At 39.0% G+C, this 18207-nt stretch carries 14 protein-coding genes, 1 tRNA gene and 6 pseudogenes; 14 read left to right on the plus strand and 7 right to left on the minus strand.

Annotated features, from left to right (window positions below):
* Together ACFIJ8_RS06160 and ACFIJ8_RS06165 are read right to left on the minus strand one after the other, a co-directional pair.
* Window positions 1–3509 (minus strand): autotransporter outer membrane beta-barrel domain-containing protein (locus ACFIJ8_RS06160; RefSeq protein WP_375639218.1); only part of this gene is annotated, 3509 nt, incomplete at its 3' end.
* 851 nt (window positions 3510–4360) lie between these two features.
* Window positions 4361–4556 (minus strand): annotated as a pseudogene (locus ACFIJ8_RS06165) (transcriptional regulator); the annotation flags it as partial.
* Between ACFIJ8_RS06165 and ACFIJ8_RS06170 the strand changes: the two are divergent.
* The 8 genes and pseudogenes from ACFIJ8_RS06170 to ACFIJ8_RS06200 all read left to right on the plus strand — a co-directional run.
* Window positions 4553–5307: pseudogene (locus tag ACFIJ8_RS06170) on the plus strand (phage tail protein); the annotation flags it as partial. The pseudogenes ACFIJ8_RS06165 and ACFIJ8_RS06170 sit on opposite strands and share 4 nt — an antisense overlap.
* Entirely contained in the window at window positions 5304–5678 is a 375-nt protein-coding gene (locus tag ACFIJ8_RS06175) for a hypothetical protein (protein ID WP_375639219.1), read from the plus strand. The pseudogene ACFIJ8_RS06170 and the gene ACFIJ8_RS06175, both read left to right, overlap by 4 nt.
* 13 nt (window positions 5679–5691) lie before the next feature.
* Window positions 5692–6152, plus strand: a pseudogene (locus ACFIJ8_RS06180) (phage tail protein).
* On the plus strand, window positions 6149–6403 hold the full coding sequence (locus ACFIJ8_RS06185) for a tail protein X (protein WP_015856306.1): 255 nt from the start codon (window positions 6149–6151) through the stop codon (window positions 6401–6403). The pseudogene ACFIJ8_RS06180 and the gene ACFIJ8_RS06185 overlap by 4 nt, the downstream one beginning before the upstream one ends.
* Window positions 6403–7392: a phage late control D family protein gene (locus tag ACFIJ8_RS06190; RefSeq protein ID WP_375639249.1), complete on the plus strand. Its 990-nt coding sequence runs from the start codon at window positions 6403–6405 to the stop codon at window positions 7390–7392. Before ACFIJ8_RS06185 ends, ACFIJ8_RS06190 begins: the two co-directional genes overlap by 1 nt.
* Before the next feature lie 141 nt (window positions 7393–7533).
* A pseudogene (locus tag ACFIJ8_RS08550) lies at window positions 7534–7629 on the plus strand (DNA adenine methylase); the annotation flags it as partial.
* Between the two features lie 151 nt (window positions 7630–7780).
* On the plus strand, window positions 7781–8170 hold the full coding sequence (locus ACFIJ8_RS06195) for a VOC family protein (protein WP_273788019.1): 390 nt from the start codon (window positions 7781–7783) through the stop codon (window positions 8168–8170).
* Window positions 8171–8440: 270 nt separating this feature from the next.
* Window positions 8441–9109, plus strand: a pseudogene (locus tag ACFIJ8_RS06200) (DNA adenine methylase).
* 179 nt (window positions 9110–9288) lie between these two features.
* On the opposite strand, the gene ACFIJ8_RS06205 reads toward ACFIJ8_RS06200, so the two are convergent.
* Window positions 9289–9365, minus strand: a tRNA-Met gene (locus ACFIJ8_RS06205).
* Window positions 9366–9545: 180 nt separating this feature from the next.
* Between ACFIJ8_RS06205 and ACFIJ8_RS06210 the strand changes: the two genes are divergently transcribed.
* Both ACFIJ8_RS06210 and ACFIJ8_RS06215 read left to right on the plus strand, forming a co-directional pair.
* Complete coding sequence (locus tag ACFIJ8_RS06210; protein ID WP_273788085.1) at window positions 9546–10502, plus strand: Gfo/Idh/MocA family protein; 957 nt, start codon at window positions 9546–9548, stop codon at window positions 10500–10502.
* A 49-nt stretch (window positions 10503–10551) separates the two neighbouring features.
* On the plus strand, window positions 10552–11670 hold the full coding sequence (locus tag ACFIJ8_RS06215; RefSeq protein ID WP_273788023.1) for a DegT/DnrJ/EryC1/StrS aminotransferase family protein: 1119 nt from the start codon (window positions 10552–10554) through the stop codon (window positions 11668–11670).
* A 327-nt stretch (window positions 11671–11997) separates the two neighbouring features.
* Here ACFIJ8_RS06215 and ACFIJ8_RS06220 read toward each other — a convergent pair.
* Both ACFIJ8_RS06220 and ACFIJ8_RS06225 read right to left on the minus strand, forming a co-directional pair.
* A pseudogene (locus ACFIJ8_RS06220) lies at window positions 11998–12640 on the minus strand (hypothetical protein).
* A gap of 27 nt (window positions 12641–12667) precedes the next feature.
* The gene (locus tag ACFIJ8_RS06225) at window positions 12668–13264 is read right to left on the minus strand and encodes a DUF1134 domain-containing protein (RefSeq protein ID WP_015856679.1); all 597 of its coding nucleotides are present in this window, start codon (window positions 13262–13264) and stop codon (window positions 12668–12670) included.
* A gap of 216 nt (window positions 13265–13480) precedes the next feature.
* On the opposite strand from ACFIJ8_RS06225, the gene chpT reads away from it, so the two are divergent.
* A complete protein-coding gene (gene chpT, locus ACFIJ8_RS06230; RefSeq protein ID WP_015856678.1) occupies window positions 13481–14119 on the plus strand; it encodes a histidine phosphotransferase ChpT in 639 nt (212 codons plus the stop codon).
* A gap of 223 nt (window positions 14120–14342) precedes the next feature.
* Here chpT and ctrA read toward each other — a convergent pair whose 3' ends face one another.
* Window positions 14343–15044, minus strand: a complete 702-nt coding sequence (gene ctrA, locus ACFIJ8_RS06235) for a response regulator transcription factor CtrA (RefSeq protein ID WP_015856677.1) — start codon at window positions 15042–15044, stop codon at window positions 14343–14345.
* A 565-nt stretch (window positions 15045–15609) separates the two neighbouring features.
* On the opposite strand from ctrA, the gene ACFIJ8_RS06240 reads away from it, so the two are divergent.
* A complete protein-coding gene (locus tag ACFIJ8_RS06240) occupies window positions 15610–15996 on the plus strand; it encodes a hypothetical protein (RefSeq protein WP_015856676.1) in 387 nt (128 codons plus the stop codon).
* A gap of 146 nt (window positions 15997–16142) precedes the next feature.
* Here ACFIJ8_RS06240 and ACFIJ8_RS06245 read toward each other — a convergent pair whose 3' ends face one another.
* Window positions 16143–16418, minus strand: a complete 276-nt coding sequence (locus tag ACFIJ8_RS06245; protein WP_015856675.1) for a DUF1153 domain-containing protein — start codon at window positions 16416–16418, stop codon at window positions 16143–16145.
* 45 nt (window positions 16419–16463) lie between these two features.
* Between ACFIJ8_RS06245 and ACFIJ8_RS06250 the strand changes: the two genes are divergently transcribed.
* Window positions 16464–16667 carry a hypothetical protein gene (locus ACFIJ8_RS06250; protein ID WP_375629024.1) on the plus strand — a complete coding sequence of 68 codons (204 nt, stop codon included), beginning with the start codon at window positions 16464–16466 and terminating at the stop codon, window positions 16665–16667.
* A 139-nt stretch (window positions 16668–16806) separates the two neighbouring features.
* Complete coding sequence (mnmA, locus tag ACFIJ8_RS06255; RefSeq protein WP_273788025.1) at window positions 16807–18036, plus strand: tRNA 2-thiouridine(34) synthase MnmA; 1230 nt, start codon at window positions 16807–16809, stop codon at window positions 18034–18036.
* Window positions 18037–18207 lie beyond the last annotated feature (171 nt).

Raw genomic sequence — 18207 nt, forward strand, 5'->3', positions numbered from 1 at the left:
CCTGTACTGAAAAGAGCATTTGGCATGACCAAATAGCTTGCTGTCTGTGGTACAAGAGCGGCTACACTTGGACCAGAACCAGTTTCAAGAATTTCTTTGTGTAAACGGAAATCCCAGAAATTTTCATTCTTTTCATCAAACAGGTTTTGCGCAATATCGGCTTGTCCATGGCTTGAGTCTGGTCCATAAGCAGTCAGCGTATATTTATAAGGTTCTCCCCCTAGTGTGGTATAGCCATTGGCTAATTTAAAGGAGTCTTCTTTTGCTTTTCCCGAAACTTGAATGAGCGAAAGTCCACCGATATTCGAAGGATCAGCAGCATTTACTACACTATTTTTATCCCCTGAATCGCTTTTGATATAAACTGTTGTGTTGCCTGAGACATCACCGTGAATGAGAAGCCTATCGGTTTTTTGATCGGCACTTGCTACGCCATCACTCCAAGCAATGTTGAAGTAAATCTTTGCGTCACCAGAGGCTTTGTAGACTTTTTGCGTGTCTGGTTTACCAGAACCTATATGCAATGTGTGATAATGCTCTTCTGTTGGTCCATTAAAGATAATGGAGCTATTGTCGAGATTAAGCGTGGAAATATCAGAACGAGATCTTTGAGCAATATCAATCAGTTGTCCATCATCATCTGTTTCATGGGCACTGTTTTTTAAGATCCATTGCGTATTGTTTTTTAGATCAAAGTGTACATTTCTATCTTTAGCAATATTCGCTCTGCCTTCTAGAGTAGACTGATCAGCGCTTAATGTGAAAGTGCCGTTGGAGATCGCTTTAACCTCTTTACCATCCCACAAATCTTTATCTTTCCATGATGTTTTGTCCCAAAAAATACCATCTCCTAATAATACGTCCGCATGAACTTCTGAATCTTTAAGATTGACTGTGCCGATAGATGGAGCAGCAGCATCTTCGATGCTTTTTTCAACAACAGTTCCAACAAAAATTCCTGTACCATTTTCAGTATGAAGCTCTGCATTGGTAAGATTGATCTCATTGCTATGATATCTTTGTGGATAATTTGGGCCATTTGGATCATTATCAGAGAAAGTTGCGAATTGTAAACCGGCAACTTCTGCTGTGGCAGAAACATCTTTCAGATCAATATGTCCGCCATTTATTACAACCAGCGCAGCTTTTTTTGCTTCTATTTTATTTTTCTTCCCATTCTGAGGAGTGTCGGATTGGGTATCTAGTCCTTTAGAATTAGCATCAATAGCGCCATTACTCGTTTTAATTGTACTACCTTCAATAGCAAAAAGACCAATATCAACATTTTGAATGGTTGTTTTGCCATTTAATTCAACTATACTATCTGGCTCCCAAATGTTTACACCAACGGTTGGTTCTGTGGATTTACCACCGGTTATTGTTAAATCTCCGCTAACGATTTTACCCCCACTATCAGCATAAAGACCTTCATCAACATTTTCAATGGTTGTTTTTCCCGTTAACTGAATTTCACTACCAGAGCTCCCCGTCCATACACCAGATCGTTCTTCATTGGGGTCTTGATCAATTCTTTCACCACCGACTACGGTTAAATTTTCACTGGTAATTTTACCACCACTAACTGCTCCAAGACCGTTCCAAGTATTGTTAATTGTTGTATCGCCATGCAATTCAATTCTGCTATCAGGACCAAAGGCCTTTGCACCGGTTCCTTTGCCATCTGTTGTTAAAGCAACATTCGTGGCGTCAATTTGTCCGCCTTTTTCTGCAAATAATGCAACTAGCGCATCCCCTATTGTTGTTACTTTTCCTCCTGCCATTGTGATCTTAGATCCTGAACCTTCTGCATGAAGTCCATAACCATCAGTTGATGTAATTTTAGCATCGCCGGTTAAATTAATGGTGCTGCCGTCTTTAGCATATATCCCATCAGTTTTTCCATCGAATGATCCTCCAGAGACTGTTATTGTGGAGTGATCATCTGCAAATATGCCTGTGGTTGCATTCGTGACGGTTACATTGTTTAAAGTCACAGTGCTTTTTTCGGCACTTATTCCCTTATCCATCAAAGCGCTATCGTTACCGCTCGATATGTTCACATTTTCCAGCGTGTTTTTATTTTCATCACTTCCGCTAGCGTTGAAAAGGGCACCTATTTGAGAAGCCGCAATAGAACCACCGGTCATCTTGGCTGTCGCTCCATTTTTTACATCAAGGCCGTTTACAACTTTTTCAATGGTTGTTGTGCCTTTTAATGTAATGACGCTGTTAGCGCCATCGGCTTTTGCGCCAGTTCCAGTGCTATCTGTTGTTGTTAAAGCAACATCCGTGACATCGATCTGTCCACCTTTTTCTGCAAATAATGCATTTTGTTTTCCACTGACAGTTCCTCCCGTCTTCGTGATTTTTGCTCCTGAACCTTCTGCATGAAGTCCAGAACCATCAGATGATGTAACCGCAGCTTTTTCGTCTAAATTAATGGTGCTGCCTTCTTTAGTATATACCCCATCAGTTTTTCCATCGAATGATCCTCCAGAGACTGTTATTGTGGAGTGATCATTTGCAAATATGCCTGTGTTTGCATTCGTGACGGTTACATTGTTTAAAGCCACAGTGCTTTTTTCAGCATTTATTCCTTTATCCATTAAGGCGTCATCGTTACCGCTTGATATTTTCACATTTTCCAGCGTGTTTTTGTCACTCTTATTATTCTCGAAAGAAGCACCAATTTCAGAAGCTGTAATGGAAGCGCCGTTTATCTTGATTGTCGCTCCATTGTTCATTACAAGTCCATTTTTGAATTTTTCAATGGTTGTTTTTCCATTTAACTCAATCTTGCTATTAGGTGTGTAGGCCCCTATACCAATACTTGTTCCTTGGGTTGCAGAACCAATTAGTGTTAAATCTTCACTAACGATTGCACCATTTAATGCCATAAGACCATAGCCTGTGGCGTTTTCAATGGTTGTTTTTCCATTTAACTCAATCTTGCTATTAGCATCTTGGACGAGCACACCAACAATAGATTCTCCCGTATTAGGTTCTCCAGATTCATTAAGGGTTATCGTTAAATCTTTACTAGTAATTACTGCACCGTCTTTTGCTTGAAGCCCGCTAGTAACTTTTTCAATGGTTGTTGTGCCCGTTAACTCAATCTTGCTACCAGAATTTATGGCTACTAAACCAATATCGGTTGCATTTATTGTTAAATTTTCGCTGGTGATTTTACCGCCTTCTCCTGCAAAAAGTCCGTTCTTAACTTTTTCAATGGTTGTTGTGCCCTTTAACGTAATTTCACTGCCGGAATTTTTCGACGCTACACCAGTGCCGAATTTTTCAGGATCAGGAGAGGTTACTTTTAAATCTTCACCGTTGATTTTGCCACCACTTGTTGCCTCAATTGCATCATAGGAACTGCCTTTAGTGGCAGTCGTTGTTGTATCTTTTACATCATTTTTAAGAACATTTTCAGCATATGCGTTGAATTGGGTGCCAAACAGCGTAACAGCGATAGCCGCTGTACAGAGTAACAGAGATTTTTTATACATTGATATTTTCCTAACTTATAAGCCCCACACATTCCTCCCCCGCTTACTAAGAAGGATATCAAATGGATGGTTTTCTGCTTTGAGACGAATAGATTGTTTTTATTTGCGTGTAAAGTATAATTATAAATTTATAATAAAATACATAATGTTTTATTATAAATTTATTTTATTATTCATTGTGAAATAAATATAAAACTAAATTATAAATAAAAATTATTTTATAATATTAAAAATTAAAATATTTAAATCACTAATTTATTAAAAATTTATAAAATAATTGAAGATATTAAAAGTTGTTTATAATTTTTTAATTGTAGGTCATCGTTTTATTATTGTGTATTATTTAGAGATAAACTTTGTTGAGTTACCACAAGAAAGAAAATAATGGAGAAGATATTAAAAAAGAAACCAGAAAAGAGGAAATGAGCAATAAAGAATAGCAGTATCTATGCTGCTGTGAGTATACAAAAAAGAAAGCTTGTCGTTTGACAGGAGTTTTTTAAGTGGGAATAGGTGAGATTGGGTGGGAATTTATGATTTTTTTAAATGATTAATTTTCACCATTAAATGTGCATTTTGTCAAAATGGATTTTTACATCTAAAAATGAGGGAAAATGAGAAAAAACTGTGTTTCAATGGAAAAAATAGGAAAAGGCTTTGAGGATTTAAAAACTCTGTGGAAGCCTAGAAAACCGCCTTTGAAGACCCTTTGAAAAAAATCTATAAATTGTGAAGTTTGCTCCCAAATCAGCCAAAAAAGCAAAAAAAGATATGATATTTTAAAAACAAATTGTTATTAAAAATCTTAATGTAAGGAGAAAGGCACCTTCATTTTCCATTTTTAATGATGGTTAGGTTGGGTTGGTGTCGTTCTTGAGTGTTTTTTCAACCTCTATTTGATGTTTTAAATGCAATTTTAAAAAGAGGCAAGGTAAGCTCTATTTCTTCACTGTCGTTGATGTCTTGAATAAGCTCTTGTAACTTTTTATAAAGCTCTGCCGCGAGTTCCACTATATCTTCAGGGGAAAATTTAATTATTGCATTTTTGTTATTTGATTGCTCCCTTTGTACGGATGGCAAATAGTGAGGGTGGTATTAGTATTAAACTAGCAAGTCCTTTTGCGGCTGCGATGTTTATCAAACGTGATAAGTGAAGGGGAGGTGTTTTTTTTGTCTCCTTCCAATCAAGATGTTAAAGGCATTTTAGGTACGGCGCGCCCGATTAGCTATTTTGATGGCGAAATCGATCATGAGGCAAAGCGTTTCAATCAAGCTGATATTGCTACCTTTATACTAGCACGGCTTAGTCAAAATATGCATTTAGATAATACTGTAGGGAAAATGGCTGCCAATGGACGCATTTTATGGGGAAACCATACCAACTCCAGTGATCCACTCTGGCGCTTTGTCAATGTAGTGTGCACCTGTGCAGCGTTGAAAAAACTATCACTAACAGTTTTAGCCCTTGGGCTAATGACGAGAATCTGACTTCTCACTATGTCATTGCTATTACCCGCTCTCTCACGCAGTTTCTTGATGATCTGATTGCGCGGGGGTGCACTGCTGGGGGGCGGGTTTGGTTTGATCGCGATTTAAATTGCAACAGTATTTTACAATTAGGACAGTTTCGGGTGAAATTTGATGCAGAAGAAGTGCCACCTTTAGGAGATTTAATTTTTGGTAGCCAGTGCAATAGCGCATATTTGATTGGCTTACTGAAGATATCCAAAAGAAAATGATGCACACTTTTGGCGATACGTTTGAAACTTATCGTAAAGCAGCAAGGAGTGAAGCATGACGTTACGCATTGTACGCGGTTTTATCCTGATTGTTGATGGTTTTATGGGCACCATCTCACAATTGACAGATTTTTGTAAATCTTTGCCTCATCGCATTAAGGGGTGGTTTGGGTCCATTAATTTAAGAGAGTTTTTGCCAAGTTTTTTGGGAGGCACAACAGCCATTCAACCGATTGCACAATTTGCGGGGGCGGGGCATGCCAATTACTCTGTGAGAGAACAAAGAGAGAAAGACCGCTCCACTACCACCCACAATCAAAATGTAACAGTGCATGTCAATGGCGCCCGTGATCCTGTGGCCACTGGTCGTGCGGTTGCCCACGCCATTCAACGGGCACGTGCCAATGCTCTGCATGGGGGAACAGAATGAGGGGAGGGAGCCTATGAGAGATCCTTTGATGATGTTAGGACCGCATCAATTTTATGTGGACTGGCTGAATTTCCAATCCTTTGAAGAAGAGTTTTCTGCCTCATGGGTTTGTATGGAGCGTTTTGGCAAGTCCCCCAGTTTGCAATTTACCGGCTATGGCAATGATGCAAAAACCATTCATGGCGTTTGGTTTCCAGAAGAATTTGGTGACCGTGTAGCCATTGATGCCATAAGCAGAACGATTCGAAGAGCAAAGCCTGTCCAGATGCTTCGTTGGATTAATGATACGACCATAGTGTCCTTCTCCATGGCCCCGTGGTGATCACCACGATCAATAAAGAGCACGACTATATCAGTCGCTCTGGTCAATCACAGCGCATCCGCTATTCCATTACTCTCTTGCCCTTTTTCAATGGCGGAAAACCGCAAGGACAATATCAGGTGGGACAATACCAAGTGGGACAAACTCCATGAAGATACCAGAAAAGCATGTTGTTGTAGAGCTAGAGGATATGAGTCTCGATCTTATCTGCTTTCACCATGCCATGGCAGTGTTCAGGGACCGCATCCAAGTTGGGGCACTAAACGGTTATTTAGAAGCCACACTAGAAGCCAATCCAGAGATTGCCAAATATGGTGTGCTTTTACCTCGGGGCTTAACGGTCATTTTGCCTGAGTTTGTGTTGTCTAATCCCCAAAGCATGGTGAAGCGGTTATGGGATTAATGCGCACATACCCCTTTATTGTGGTCAAGGTGGGAGATAAACCTGTTCATGAGGTTTTTTACCAGCGTCTTTTAACTGCAACCATTACGGACCATGCCGGTAATGAAGCCGATACATTTGAAGCAGAGTTTGATGATGGTGGCAATGATTTAGAGGTTCCACAAACGGGCAACGCTCTGCAGGTGATCTTTGGCTATGAGAACAGCATCAGTGCATTTATGGGGCGTTTTGTTGTCGAGTCAGTGGTAAGTTGTGGGGGCAGTGATGGAGAGATTTTGCGCCTTTGTGGCAAAAGTGCCTCGATGCGTAAAGAGCTCAAAGAACAGGCGAGTGAGCATTTTGATCACAAAACTGTTGGTGAGATTGTTGAGACACTCGCCAAACGCCATGGCTATCAAGCAAAGGTCAGTCCCCAGTTCACTCAACAAACTTTGCCTTATATGATTCGCACAGATCAATCGGCTGTTGATTTTCTAACCCGCCTTGCCGATCGCATGCGGGCACGTTTTTTAATCAAGGACAATAAGTTTTTATTTTTAAGCGGTGACAATTTACCAGCACTCGACATCCATAAGCATGACTGTTCCAGCTTGGAATTCACATTAGAGCCACGTACGCAATATGGCACCATTGAAGCTGCTTATTTTGATCGCTCAAAAGGGCAGCAATACCAAGTCAAGCATCAGACAGGGTTTAGCGGTCCCGTGCGGCGTTTGCGGACTTGTTACACTTGTGAGGAGGAAGCACGAGCTGCTGCTGCTTCCGAGTCGGACAGGTTGTGTCGTGCTGTGGGCAGTGGTTCTTTGACCCTTGAGGGGCGACCCGAAATCATGGCGGATCAACCTCTGCTTCTTCAAGGGTTTCGTATGCAAATCAATGGTCCATGGAAAGCTTCCACTGTCACCCACTGCTATGAAAAACAAAGCGGATACACCACAGAAATTACACTCGAAGCACCGGACAAGGGAAAAGAAAGCAACAAAGAATAGAGGCTGGGCTGGTTGCCCAGCCAACGGGAGAAGTTTTGCGACAAACCCGTCCGACGTAACACAACTCAATATCGCAGCCACTTCTTATCACTTAAAGCAATGAGAAGATGGCTAATATAGATGAAAGAGTGTTAAAAAATGATGGATGCACTTTGTAAAGAAACATTAAAATCTGTTGATCCTATAGAACCAGCTGCTGCTTATATTGGTGGCAAAATCAAGTTGGCGAAGACGATGTAGTAGCGATTTCGGTATTTTAACATATAGTAATAAGAGAGTAAAAACATATAAATAGAGCACACTGCAAACGGAAGCATCACAAACTCTTGTTGTAATATTCTCTAATATAGGTATTGTATATCAGGCAATCGCAAATCATTGAGAATTTATGAGTAATATTCCTATTTATCCTGTTACCCCAAACCTGCAGTTGGTATACGTATCAAATGTGGAGCATTCTACGGCTTTTTACAAATTCATCTTCAAGAAAGAGCCTGTATTCATCTCACCACGCTATGTTGCATTTGCTTCTTCGGGTGATGCACTCTTTGCTATCTGGTCTGGGGGCGATGCACCTGAGGAAAATGTGCCTCGTTTTTCAGAAATCGGCATTATGTTGCCTAAGGGAGAGGACGTAGATAAGCTATATGCGGAATGGCAAGAGCAAACCACCGTTGAGATAAATGTCTTGAAGGAACCGTATACTGACATTTTTGGACGTACCTTCCTAATCAAAGATCCCGACGGTCATATTATTCGTGTTTGTCCACTAGATTAAAAGTCTTAGACCCGATCTTTAATTGCCTGAATTATAATAATTGTCTGTTTCCAAAATCTATAAGCTATGCACGCTAGAGGCTTACTTGCGGCGCGTGGCTTATCTGTTTGGTACTGTTCCATTACTTTCAGCCCCACAACCTACCTATTCCCACAGGCGGTCTAATTGGTTTGGGAATCGGGCGGCGTTATTGCATGGATAGTGATCAGTAGCTGTATCAAAATTATTGAAGGCATTCTCCATCGCACTTATGCTGAGCCTTTTTTTGAAATGGGGGGAATATTCTTCAGGCGGAAATTGATTCCCTTATATGAAGTCATCAATGATCGTTCAGGCGATGTGGTGAATTTTTTCGGGTGTTGCAACGCCATTGTCACCCTTTTATGGAGCTGTTGGAGTTCCAGATAAGCAACCGTGAGGCGTTTCAGCGTTTCGCTCTACAAGATCCAAACACCCTGACGGATTTAGAGCGGGCTTTGCGGTTTTTATATCTGCAGCGGTTGAGTTTTTCTGGTCAGGTGGCAAAGCGGATATTTGGAGTTGATCCACATCGTGGTGCGTGGGTTTAACTCTTTCAAACTTGAAGCCTTATTAAAGCTTATTTACCGGCGCTTGGCAGGTGTGACCATTGAATATTTAGATTGGTTTGACTTTATCAAGCGCTATGATCGGACAAATACCTTGTTTTACCTTGACCCGCCTTACTTTGGCGTTGAGGATTACTGTGGAAAGGATTTGTTTAAGCGGAAGGATTATCAGACGATGTCCAAACTGCTTGCACAATTGAAGGGGAAGTTTCTTGTGTCTCTTAATGATGTGTCATGGATGCGAAAAACCTTTAGCCAATTTAAGATAAAAGAGGTGAGTACATCTTATACATGCGGTTCAAAGAATCAGACTCTGGTTCAAAAGCTCATCATCTCAAATTGTGATTTTTAGAAGAAGAGAAAAAGATTCATGAAAGGGGCTTTAAATGACCTTTGAAAGGTCTTTGAAGACCCCTTTAAAAACTCTTTGAGAAAAAAATAAATTGGTACAAAGCCTAGTGTCAAAATATAAAAAAAACGCTGGCAAGCTACACCGATGACAAACTAAAACTACACAACAAAAAAAAGTAATGGTAGCGGAGGAGGGATTTGAACCCCCGACACAAGGATTATGATTCCTCTGCTCTAACCTACTGAGCTACTCCGCCAAAATAAGCAATCATACAAAATAAGTAATCATAATTGTAAAGAATTACATCTTTTGCGGATATAAGGGGTAGAATAGTAAGATGTCAAGCATCGTTTTTAAGCTTTTCTCTTGTCATTCTATTTTATCCTCGATATGTAAAAGTATAATTTTATATGATAAAGTAGGGTAAGGCATGAAAATGGTGCCACGTGTAGCGGTTTTAGGATGCGGTCATTGGGGTGAAAATCATATACGGACACTCCATTCTCTCGGGGCTTTGGCAGCAGTCTCTGATATTGATAATGATCGTGCTGCTAGTTTTGCAACGATGTATGGTGTAGAGCTTGTTACACCAGATGATCTTTTTACGCATCGAGATATTGATGCGCTGGTATTAGCACTGCCGCCACAATTGCATACGCAAAATGTGCTCCGTGCTGTTAAAAATGGTAAAGATGTTTTGGTGGAAAAACCAATAGCCTTGAATGTTTCTGATGCTAAACGCCAAGTTCAGGAGGCTGAGGCTTATGAGCGAGTTTTTATGGTGGGCCATATTTTACGTTTTCATCCGGCTTTTGAAAAAATGTGTGAATTGGTGAAAAACGGAGAAGTGGGAGATGTGCGATATATTTATTCTCATAGATTAGGCTTTGGAAAATTTCACACACACAGCGATGCTTTATGGGATCTTGCGCCTCATGATCTCTCAATGATTTTGGCGTTGACAGGGTGTGAACCTTCCGAAATTCGCGGTGAGGGGGCTGCTGTCGTTGATCAGATTTCTGATTTTTCTCATATTCATATGACTTTTCCAAATGGTGTGCGTAGTCATCTTTTTACTTCACGCTTGAGTTCTTATCGTGAGAGACGTTTAACTGTTGTTGGAACAAAAGCTATGCTCGTTTTTGATGATATGGAACCGTGGAGTCGTAAATTGGCAATGCACTATTTTGCCGTTTGGAAAGAAAATCAAGAGTGGGCTTTTAGCATGGATGAGCTGAATTATATTGATGTTTGTGAAGATTTGCCGCTTACTTGCGAATTACGGCACTTTCTTCATTGTATTGAAACGCGTCAATCACCTCGTACAAATGGTGATGATGCTATTGCGGTTTTACGGATTTTAACAGCTGCTGGTGTCAATTATGATAGATAAAAGAGATAGGTAGCGCTTTTGCATTCTTGTGATGATCAATGGAGTTAATATGCAATTCATCGACCTTGGGGCGCAGCGTGCGCGTATTGAAGATAAAATTAATTCTGCAATTGCACATGTGGTCGCTAGTGGTAAGTATATTTTGGGACCAGAAGTAACAGAATTTGAAGAGAAATTGGCAGAATATCTTGGCGTTAAACATGTGATTGCATGTGCTAATGGAACAGATGCTTTGAAGATGCCTCTTATGGCTAAAAATATTGGTCCAGGGGATGCTGTGTTTTGTCCTAGTTTTACATTTTCAGCAACGGCTGAAGTGGTTGCTTTGGTGGGGGCTAAGCCTGTTTTTGTTGATGTTTTACCTGATACATTCAATATTGATGTTGAAAAACTTTCTCACGCTATCGAAATGGTAAAAAAAGAGGGACGTTTAAAGCCAAAGGCTATTATTGCTGTTGATTTATTTGGGCTTTCTGCTGACTATGTGCAAATTGCTCAAGTGGCAGCAAAGGAAAATCTTTTTGTAATTGAAGATGCTGCTCAATCTATGGGTGGAAGAAGCGGTAATACCATGTGCGGTGCTTTTGGTGATGTGGCTGCTACAAGTTTTTATCCTGCAAAACCATTAGGATGTTATGGCGATGGAGGCGCTATGATGACCAATGATGATCATTTTGCAGAACTTTTACGTTCTATTTTGTTTCATGGTAAAGGTGAAACGCAATATGACAATGTACGTATTGGCATGAATTCGCGCTTAGATAGCATTCAGGCTGCAATTTTACTAGAAAAGTTTGCGATCTTTGAAGATGAAATGGAAAAGCGTGTAGAAATTGCTCAACGCTATTCCAATGGCTTAAGAGATATTGTTACAGTTCCAGAAATAGGAGAAAATATTCGTTCTGCTTATGCGCAATATACGATTAAGGTAAAAGAACGTGATAAATTAAAAGATTTTTTACAAAAAAATTCTATCCCTACAATGATTTATTATAAAACTCCTTTACATCAACAGCCAGCTTATAAACACTTTCCTTATGTAAAAGATTCCCTTTCTGTTTCAGAGTCTTTAGGAGAGTGTGTTTTAAGTTTACCAATGCATCCTTACTTGACACAAACGGATCAGGATATGATTATCCAAAAAATAAGAGATTTTTATCACTCTTGAGAGCGTATTTTTATCCTTAAAATTATGGTCAAAGCTCTATTGGTGACTCATCTTAGAAGGTATCTTTTGTTAGAGTGTGTGACCAATGTTTTTGGTATTATTTGCTTTCTAGGACCTATGAAATGTTGTCCTTTAGGGCGGTGATATGATTAGCAAGTGGAATCTGCTAGACAAGAAGATGCTTTTTAACAGAACGGTATGGGTTAAGAAATTTTGTCCTTTAGCTTAGCAAGAAAGTCACGTTTAATAAAAAGGATTGGGGTTATGAAAGTTACAATGAACCTTTGTTGGTTTTACTCTTCATTCAAGGGTGTTTTAAAAGATAACCTATTTAACGGGGCTTTTGGAGAGACAAGTGATTTTTTTGCGAATACGTGATGCGAGGTCATTTTTGCTTTTTGATTTTTGAATCAATGTATTGATGGGTGATGTATTCCCCTCTTGTAGCGCTATTTGAGCTGCCAATGTTGCTGCAAGTTCTTTTGTTTCTTCACGGAGTTCTTCCAGCAATTGGTGGTTAGCAGTCGTGTCAAGCTCATGAGTTTGGATTTTTTGTAAACGTTGCTGATAGTGTGCGATTTTTTCACGCATCATTTTTCTTTCCTTTGAAAGTGTGTATTGTGGCGATATTTTGTTTGATTGCTATCGCTTCTTTGGTGAGAGTGTCTTGTGTGGGGAGGCATAGCCGATAAAATTGTTCTGTTATTTGGCTCAGTTGTATTTTTTGTTGGGCGTATTTTTTTTGCAAAAACTCGTACTTTTGTTGGTTGTTTGCTAATTCTACAGCATGTTGTGCACGAAGAAAATCGTGATTTGCTTCTATTTCCGCGAGTGATAATGGCATTTGCGCACAAACATCTTTATACGCAAAATGAACGGCTTTACGCCAAATAAAAGGAGACAAAAGGACCAGTACCCAAGAAGTGAAAGCAACTCCAAGAATAAAAAAAAGAAACGATTGAATAAGCATAATACCCCTTTTCAAATAAGAATACGTTTAAAACGGATTCCATGTCGGTCTAGGTGTTAATTTTAAATATCCTATATTGATACCAAGGCGTGCGCCGATTCCTGTACGTATTGGGATTAACAAGGTATTATGGTATTTGAGGACATGAAAACCAACACCTGCAATTAAATAGGCAGAACCTGAAATACCACCATAGCGTTTCCATAAATTATTTATGCTATTAAGGTTGTAAACTAAGATCATTAAACGGGAGCCTTGGCCACCAAAATCCCATCCTACTGAGGGACCTTGCCAAAAAACTTTATGTTGACCATAGCTTTTGGTAAAAACTTTTCCTTCGCCATAGGTTAATCCAGCAAAAAAGGCACCAGAAGCTTCTTCTCCTAAAATATAAGCATTGGGATAACCGTATTGTGAAAAAATATTTTGAATTGCAACAGCCAGACCACTAGCTGTTTTTCCAAAAAAAAGATGACCAGAATCAATAATTTCTTGGAGTGAATAATGGGGTTCGTTTTGCTCTATTGGTTGTAGTTGAGCATGTGCAGTGTTTATGGTGATGAATAAAAGGAGGATTAAAGATATAATATTTTTGTACCAGTATTTGAGCAGAGAGAGAGCCATGAAGTTTTCTCCTTTTATTAGTGATAAACAAAAAGATAATATTAGAATTTTCATTCTATTCAAATAAAAAATAAGATATAAGGTTATTTAAATTCTTGAATTTATTTCTGAAATTTTTTTAGCATGATTGTTAATGTTTCCTATTATGCATCAGATATTAAGAGTTTTTCTTTAAAATAAAGTTTGTTTTTTTGAATCTAGGAGTTTTCAATCATTATGACGTTAGATATTTCTTTGAATCCTACGGATCTTGCTGCTTTGCTTTGTAGTCGTATTTGCCATGATTTGATCTCACCTGTGGGGGCTATTCAAAATGCAATGGAGCTTTATGATGAAGGAGGAGCTGAAGAAGATGCTTTACAATTGGTGCGTTTATCCGTTGCGAGTGCTGCTGCACGTCTACAATTTGCGCGATTGGCTTTTGGTTTTGCTGGTGCAAGTGGAGGACAAATAGATACACGGGCTGCAGAGCAGGTTGCTCAACAATATATGAAAGAAGAAAAAGCAACTTTAAAATGGCAAGCTTCTTCTTTATTGTTACCAAAAGATGAAGTTAAACTTTTGCTTAATTTATTATTGATTGCAAACGCGACAGTTTCTCGTGGTGGTGAAATTGTTGTTATGATTTTGCAAGAAGAAAATAAACGTTCTTTTCGATTTGAGGTTTTCGGTAAAACTCTCCGTATACCCCCTCATTTTCTTGCGTTATTTCGTGGAGAAGTTCAAGAAGAGCTTATTGATGCACATGTCATCCAATTTTATTACACAATGTTACTTTCTCAGATGACAGAGATGAAAATAAATATTGATGAAAATGATCATTGTATTGTTTTAGAAAGTGTAAAAAAGCTTTGAATAAGAGAGAAGCGCTTAAGCCGTGTTGGGAAAAGTGGCTTCGATTGAACTTATGAGCAATAGGGTTATATATGTAAATTCTGTGTGGTTACTTCTTAAGCTTTAAGCGCTTTCTATATGAGATTCTTGGTGTGCGAGTTTTCTACTTTTAACAGAGAACAGATCTCGGGAAAAAATCTCGGCCCGCTACACTCCGAGATTTTACAAAGTGCATGTTCACTGCTTAAGCGGTTTTTCGTACGTTCTCTTCAACTGGATCACGTAATACATAACCACGTCCCCAAACTGTATCAATGTAATTTACACTAGAAGAGACTGCTTCCAATTTTTTCCGCAATTTACAGATAAAAACATCGATAATCTTTAGTTCTGGTTCATCCATTCCACCATAGAGATGATTGAGAAACATTTCCTTGGTAAGGGTGGTACCTTTGCGTAAAGAGAGAAGCTCTAGCATTTGATACTCTTTTCCGGTTAAATGAACGGGGCGCCCTGCAACTTCGACGGTTTTTGCATCAAGGTTAACAGTGAGATCACCGGTAACAATAACCGATTGTGCATGTCCTTTAGAACGACGAACAACTGCATGGATACGTGCAATGAGCTCATCCTTATGAAAAGGCTTTGTCATATAGTCGTCAGCTCCAAAGCCAAAACCACGGACCTTGTCTTCAATGGCATTCATACCAGAAAGGATTAGGACAGGAGTTTTTATTTTTGCCAACCTTAGAGTCCGCAAGACATCATACCCTGACATGTCAGGGAGATTCAGATCAAGCAAAATGATATCATAATCATAGAGTTTTCCTAAATCGATACCTTCTTCACCCAGATCAGTGATATAAACATTAAAGTTAGCTGACTTTAACATTAACTCAATGCTTTGAGTAACTGCTCTATCATCTTCAATTAATAATACGCGCATTTTAGATCCCTCACTTCGCTCCTTCACGAATCATAAGGAGCATTTCTATTTTATAATCAGTTAGCAAAGCCACTGTTATAAAAACAATTCATGAAATCAAACACTTATAACAAAGTGTTTATGTATATTTCAGTAGTACGCGTAACAATCACTACTAAATTCCCCACTATCCATGATAGTGGTTAACAAAATATTTTTATTTTTGAAAGAGGCTACAAAATTATTTTAGAAAAATCGCATATTTTTTAACATAATAAAAAAAGAAGGGCTTTTTCTATAAACTTTAACTTAAAAAAATTTGTAAAAGAGCATTATAAATTACTTTTTTACAATTTCAGTGTTTGTTTACTGAGCTTTAAATTTCTTCATTTTATAATATGGGGAAAAGTAAAGAAATAGTTATTGCTCTTTAAAGCAGATTGTATTTTCAGACGCTTTAATGAAAGGCAAAAATTATTATAATTTCAAGTCAATAGACTGTTTTTGTCGGATAGACATATAACTAAAAGATATTTATTGGGTGTAAATGCGAGTTTTGAGTTGGCGCAATCAAGGAGTAGTGAGTATGAAGCCACGAGAAAATATGGTGCGATTGAGGATGTTTCAAGTGCGTGGAAAACGCCGTGAAATTGCACAGCTTGAGATGATGATCGCAGAATTTGAACGAATGGTGTTAGAGCTGGAAGCACAGATTACTCATGAAGAACGTAAATCTGGAAACAATGATGTTCACCATTTTGCTTATTCTGCTTTTGCGCGTGCAGCGCGGCAAAGACGTGATAATCTGATCAATTCAATTCGTGATTTACAGCTTCAAAAAACAAACGCTGAAATTGCTCTCCATGAAGCTAATACAGAGCTGCAACGTGCACAGCTTTTGGAAGCACGAGAAAAGAAGATTGCTGCGGATGATGAGGATATTTTGATTCAATCTAATTCAATGGTTGGCTAATTTAACGGTTGGATGATAAAAGCAATTATTGAAAAATCCATTCTTTTAGATTTATCTTTTGGGTATAGTATAAAACAGCCAAATTTTTATCAAATTTGGCTGTTTTATAAGTTTTTTTATGTTATCGAATCGTAATCAATGGCAACTTAATGCCTGTAGTTTTGAATCTTGGTCGTTCGTAATCCCGCTAAACCGTGTTCATCGATCAAACTTTGCCATGAAAGAAATTCTTCTACAGTCAAAGTATAACGTTGGCACGCTTCGTCAAGACTTAACAATCCACCTCTGACAGCCGCAACAACTTCAGCTTTGCGACGAATCACCCAGCGTCGTGTTGTTTGCGGCGGTAGGTCGGCAATTGTAAGCGGACTTCCATCTGGCCCAATAACATATTTCATTTGTGTTTTTATCAAATTGGTCATTCGTATCCTCTACCTTTAGTCAAGGACTTGATTCGTTTATAGAGCATGAAATTTAAAAAAGAGCTAAACGCGCTGAAAGAAAAAATTAATAAAGTGATTGAGCACGTAAAAAGAAGCTTAAGTGAAGTGTGTAGAAGAACTTCTTGTAATATTTTTCAGATTTTAAAAAGAGCAAAAAAGGTTTTCTCCCAAACGATTGCCATTATGCCTTATTTCTATCATTCTTTTTTTGTTTGCAGCAGCCTTTAAGAAAGTAATGCCTATGGTTGTGGAAAAGATAAAAAAACAATATAAAGACAATCAATCGTGTAAAAGTGCTGAAGAGCGTACATCAAAATGTTAACATATGGGTAGCCATTAAACAGAGCATTAAATAGAGAATGAATACATGTTTTTAAACAGTCTTGATTTACCAGGGCAACCTGAGGATTCTCGCATTGTTGTTGCAATGTCGGGGGGGGTTGATTCATCGGTTGTTGCAGGTCTTTTGAAAAAGGAAGGGTATAATGTTATTGGCATTACGTTGCAGCTTTATGATCACGGGGCAGCAACGCATCGGGTGGGGGCATGTTGTGCAGGACAAGATATTGAGGATGCTCGCCGCGTTGCAGAAACATTAGGAATACCGCATTATGTTCTTGATTATGAAAAGCGTTTTCGCGAAGCTGTTATTGACCCTTTTGCAGAAAGCTATGCTCATGGAGAGACACCAGTACCATGTATTGCATGTAATCAAACGGTTAAGTTTGCTGATTTATTAGCAACAGCACGTGAATTGGGGGCAGATGCTTTGGCTACGGGACATTATATTCGTTCGCGTTCCCACGGAGCGCATCGAGCACTCTTTCGTCCTCTCGATAATGATCGTGATCAGAGTTATTTTCTCTTTGCAACGACACAAGAACAGATTGATTATTTGCGTTTTCCACTTGGTGACCTTCCAAAAGCCCGCGTTCGTGAAATGGCAGCAGAAATGGGATTTGTGGTTGCCAATAAGCATGATAGTCAGGATATTTGTTTTGTTCCACAAGGAAAATATTCAGATGTTATCGCAAAACTGCGTCCAGAAGCCGCTAATCCTGGCGTTATTGTCCATATTGATGGAAAGATTTTAGGTAAACATTCGGGAATTGTTAATTATACGGTTGGTCAACGGCGTGGTATTGGGGTGTCAACGGGTGAAGCGCTTTATGTAGTTTATCTCGATGTGGAAAATGCACGTGTTATTGTTGGACCGCGTGAAATGTTAGAAACACATAAGCTTTTTTTACGTGATGTGAATTGGCTTGGTGATGAGTCGTTAGATAATTTCCCTTCTCAAGGTATTGAGGTAGCTGTAAAGGTGCGTTCAACGCGTCCTCCTCACCTTGCGCGCTTACATTATAAAGAAGGTATTTTTTCCGTTGATTTATTGGAATGTGAAAATGGTGTGGCACCAGGGCAAGCTTGCGTTCTTTATGATGGAAATGGTCATGAGGCGCGTATTCTTGGGGGAGGATTTGTAACACATTCAGAACGTGCGGCCGATACTGAAATGATGTTGAAGCGCGTTTTATGCAATCTTGAAACAAAAGATTCTGTTTCCTCTGAACTAAAACAACAGCTTCATAAAACATAGTTGATTGATTTATAACGATAATTTTCAACCTTAAACTTGAGTGAGAGACTTCCAGAAGGTTTTTTCATTGAGAGTTTGTTTTATGATTGGATCCATCAAAATTATGTCTTTTGCACGTCATGAGCGGGGTTAGGGGGTGGAAAGTATTGATAAGAAAAATATAAAATGTTT

Origin of the sequence: Bartonella sp. MF74HXZ (assembly GCF_042194445.1) — a bacterium.
Classification (GTDB): Bacteria; Pseudomonadota; Alphaproteobacteria; order Rhizobiales; family Rhizobiaceae; genus Bartonella; species Bartonella grahamii.

Bases quoted from the DNA above. Each gene is read 5' to 3' on its own strand.
- ACFIJ8_RS06240 (WP_015856676.1), top strand. From the start codon at position 15,610: ATGAAGCCACGAGAAAATATGGTGCGATTGAGGATGTTTCAAGTGCGT.
- mnmA (WP_273788025.1), top strand. From the start codon at position 16,807: ATGTTTTTAAACAGTCTTGATTTACCAGGGCAACCTGAGGATTCTCGC.
- ACFIJ8_RS06215 (WP_273788023.1), top strand. From the start codon at position 10,552: ATGCAATTCATCGACCTTGGGGCGCAGCGTGCGCGTATTGAAGATAAA.
- ACFIJ8_RS06245 (WP_015856675.1), bottom strand. From the start codon at position 16,418: ATGACCAATTTGATAAAAACACAAATGAAATATGTTATTGGGCCAGAT.
- ctrA (WP_015856677.1), bottom strand. From the start codon at position 15,044: ATGCGCGTATTATTAATTGAAGATGATAGAGCAGTTACTCAAAGCATT.
- chpT (WP_015856678.1), top strand. From the start codon at position 13,481: ATGACGTTAGATATTTCTTTGAATCCTACGGATCTTGCTGCTTTGCTT.
- ACFIJ8_RS06250 (WP_375629024.1), top strand. From the start codon at position 16,464: ATGAAATTTAAAAAAGAGCTAAACGCGCTGAAAGAAAAAATTAATAAA.
- ACFIJ8_RS06210 (WP_273788085.1), top strand. From the start codon at position 9,546: ATGGTGCCACGTGTAGCGGTTTTAGGATGCGGTCATTGGGGTGAAAAT.
- ACFIJ8_RS06185 (WP_015856306.1), top strand. From the start codon at position 6,149: ATGAAGATACCAGAAAAGCATGTTGTTGTAGAGCTAGAGGATATGAGT.
- ACFIJ8_RS06195 (WP_273788019.1), top strand. From the start codon at position 7,781: ATGAGTAATATTCCTATTTATCCTGTTACCCCAAACCTGCAGTTGGTA.
- ACFIJ8_RS06225 (WP_015856679.1), bottom strand. From the start codon at position 13,264: ATGGCTCTCTCTCTGCTCAAATACTGGTACAAAAATATTATATCTTTA.
- ACFIJ8_RS06190 (WP_375639249.1), top strand. From the start codon at position 6,403: ATGCGCACATACCCCTTTATTGTGGTCAAGGTGGGAGATAAACCTGTT.
- ACFIJ8_RS06175 (WP_375639219.1), top strand. From the start codon at position 5,304: ATGACGTTACGCATTGTACGCGGTTTTATCCTGATTGTTGATGGTTTT.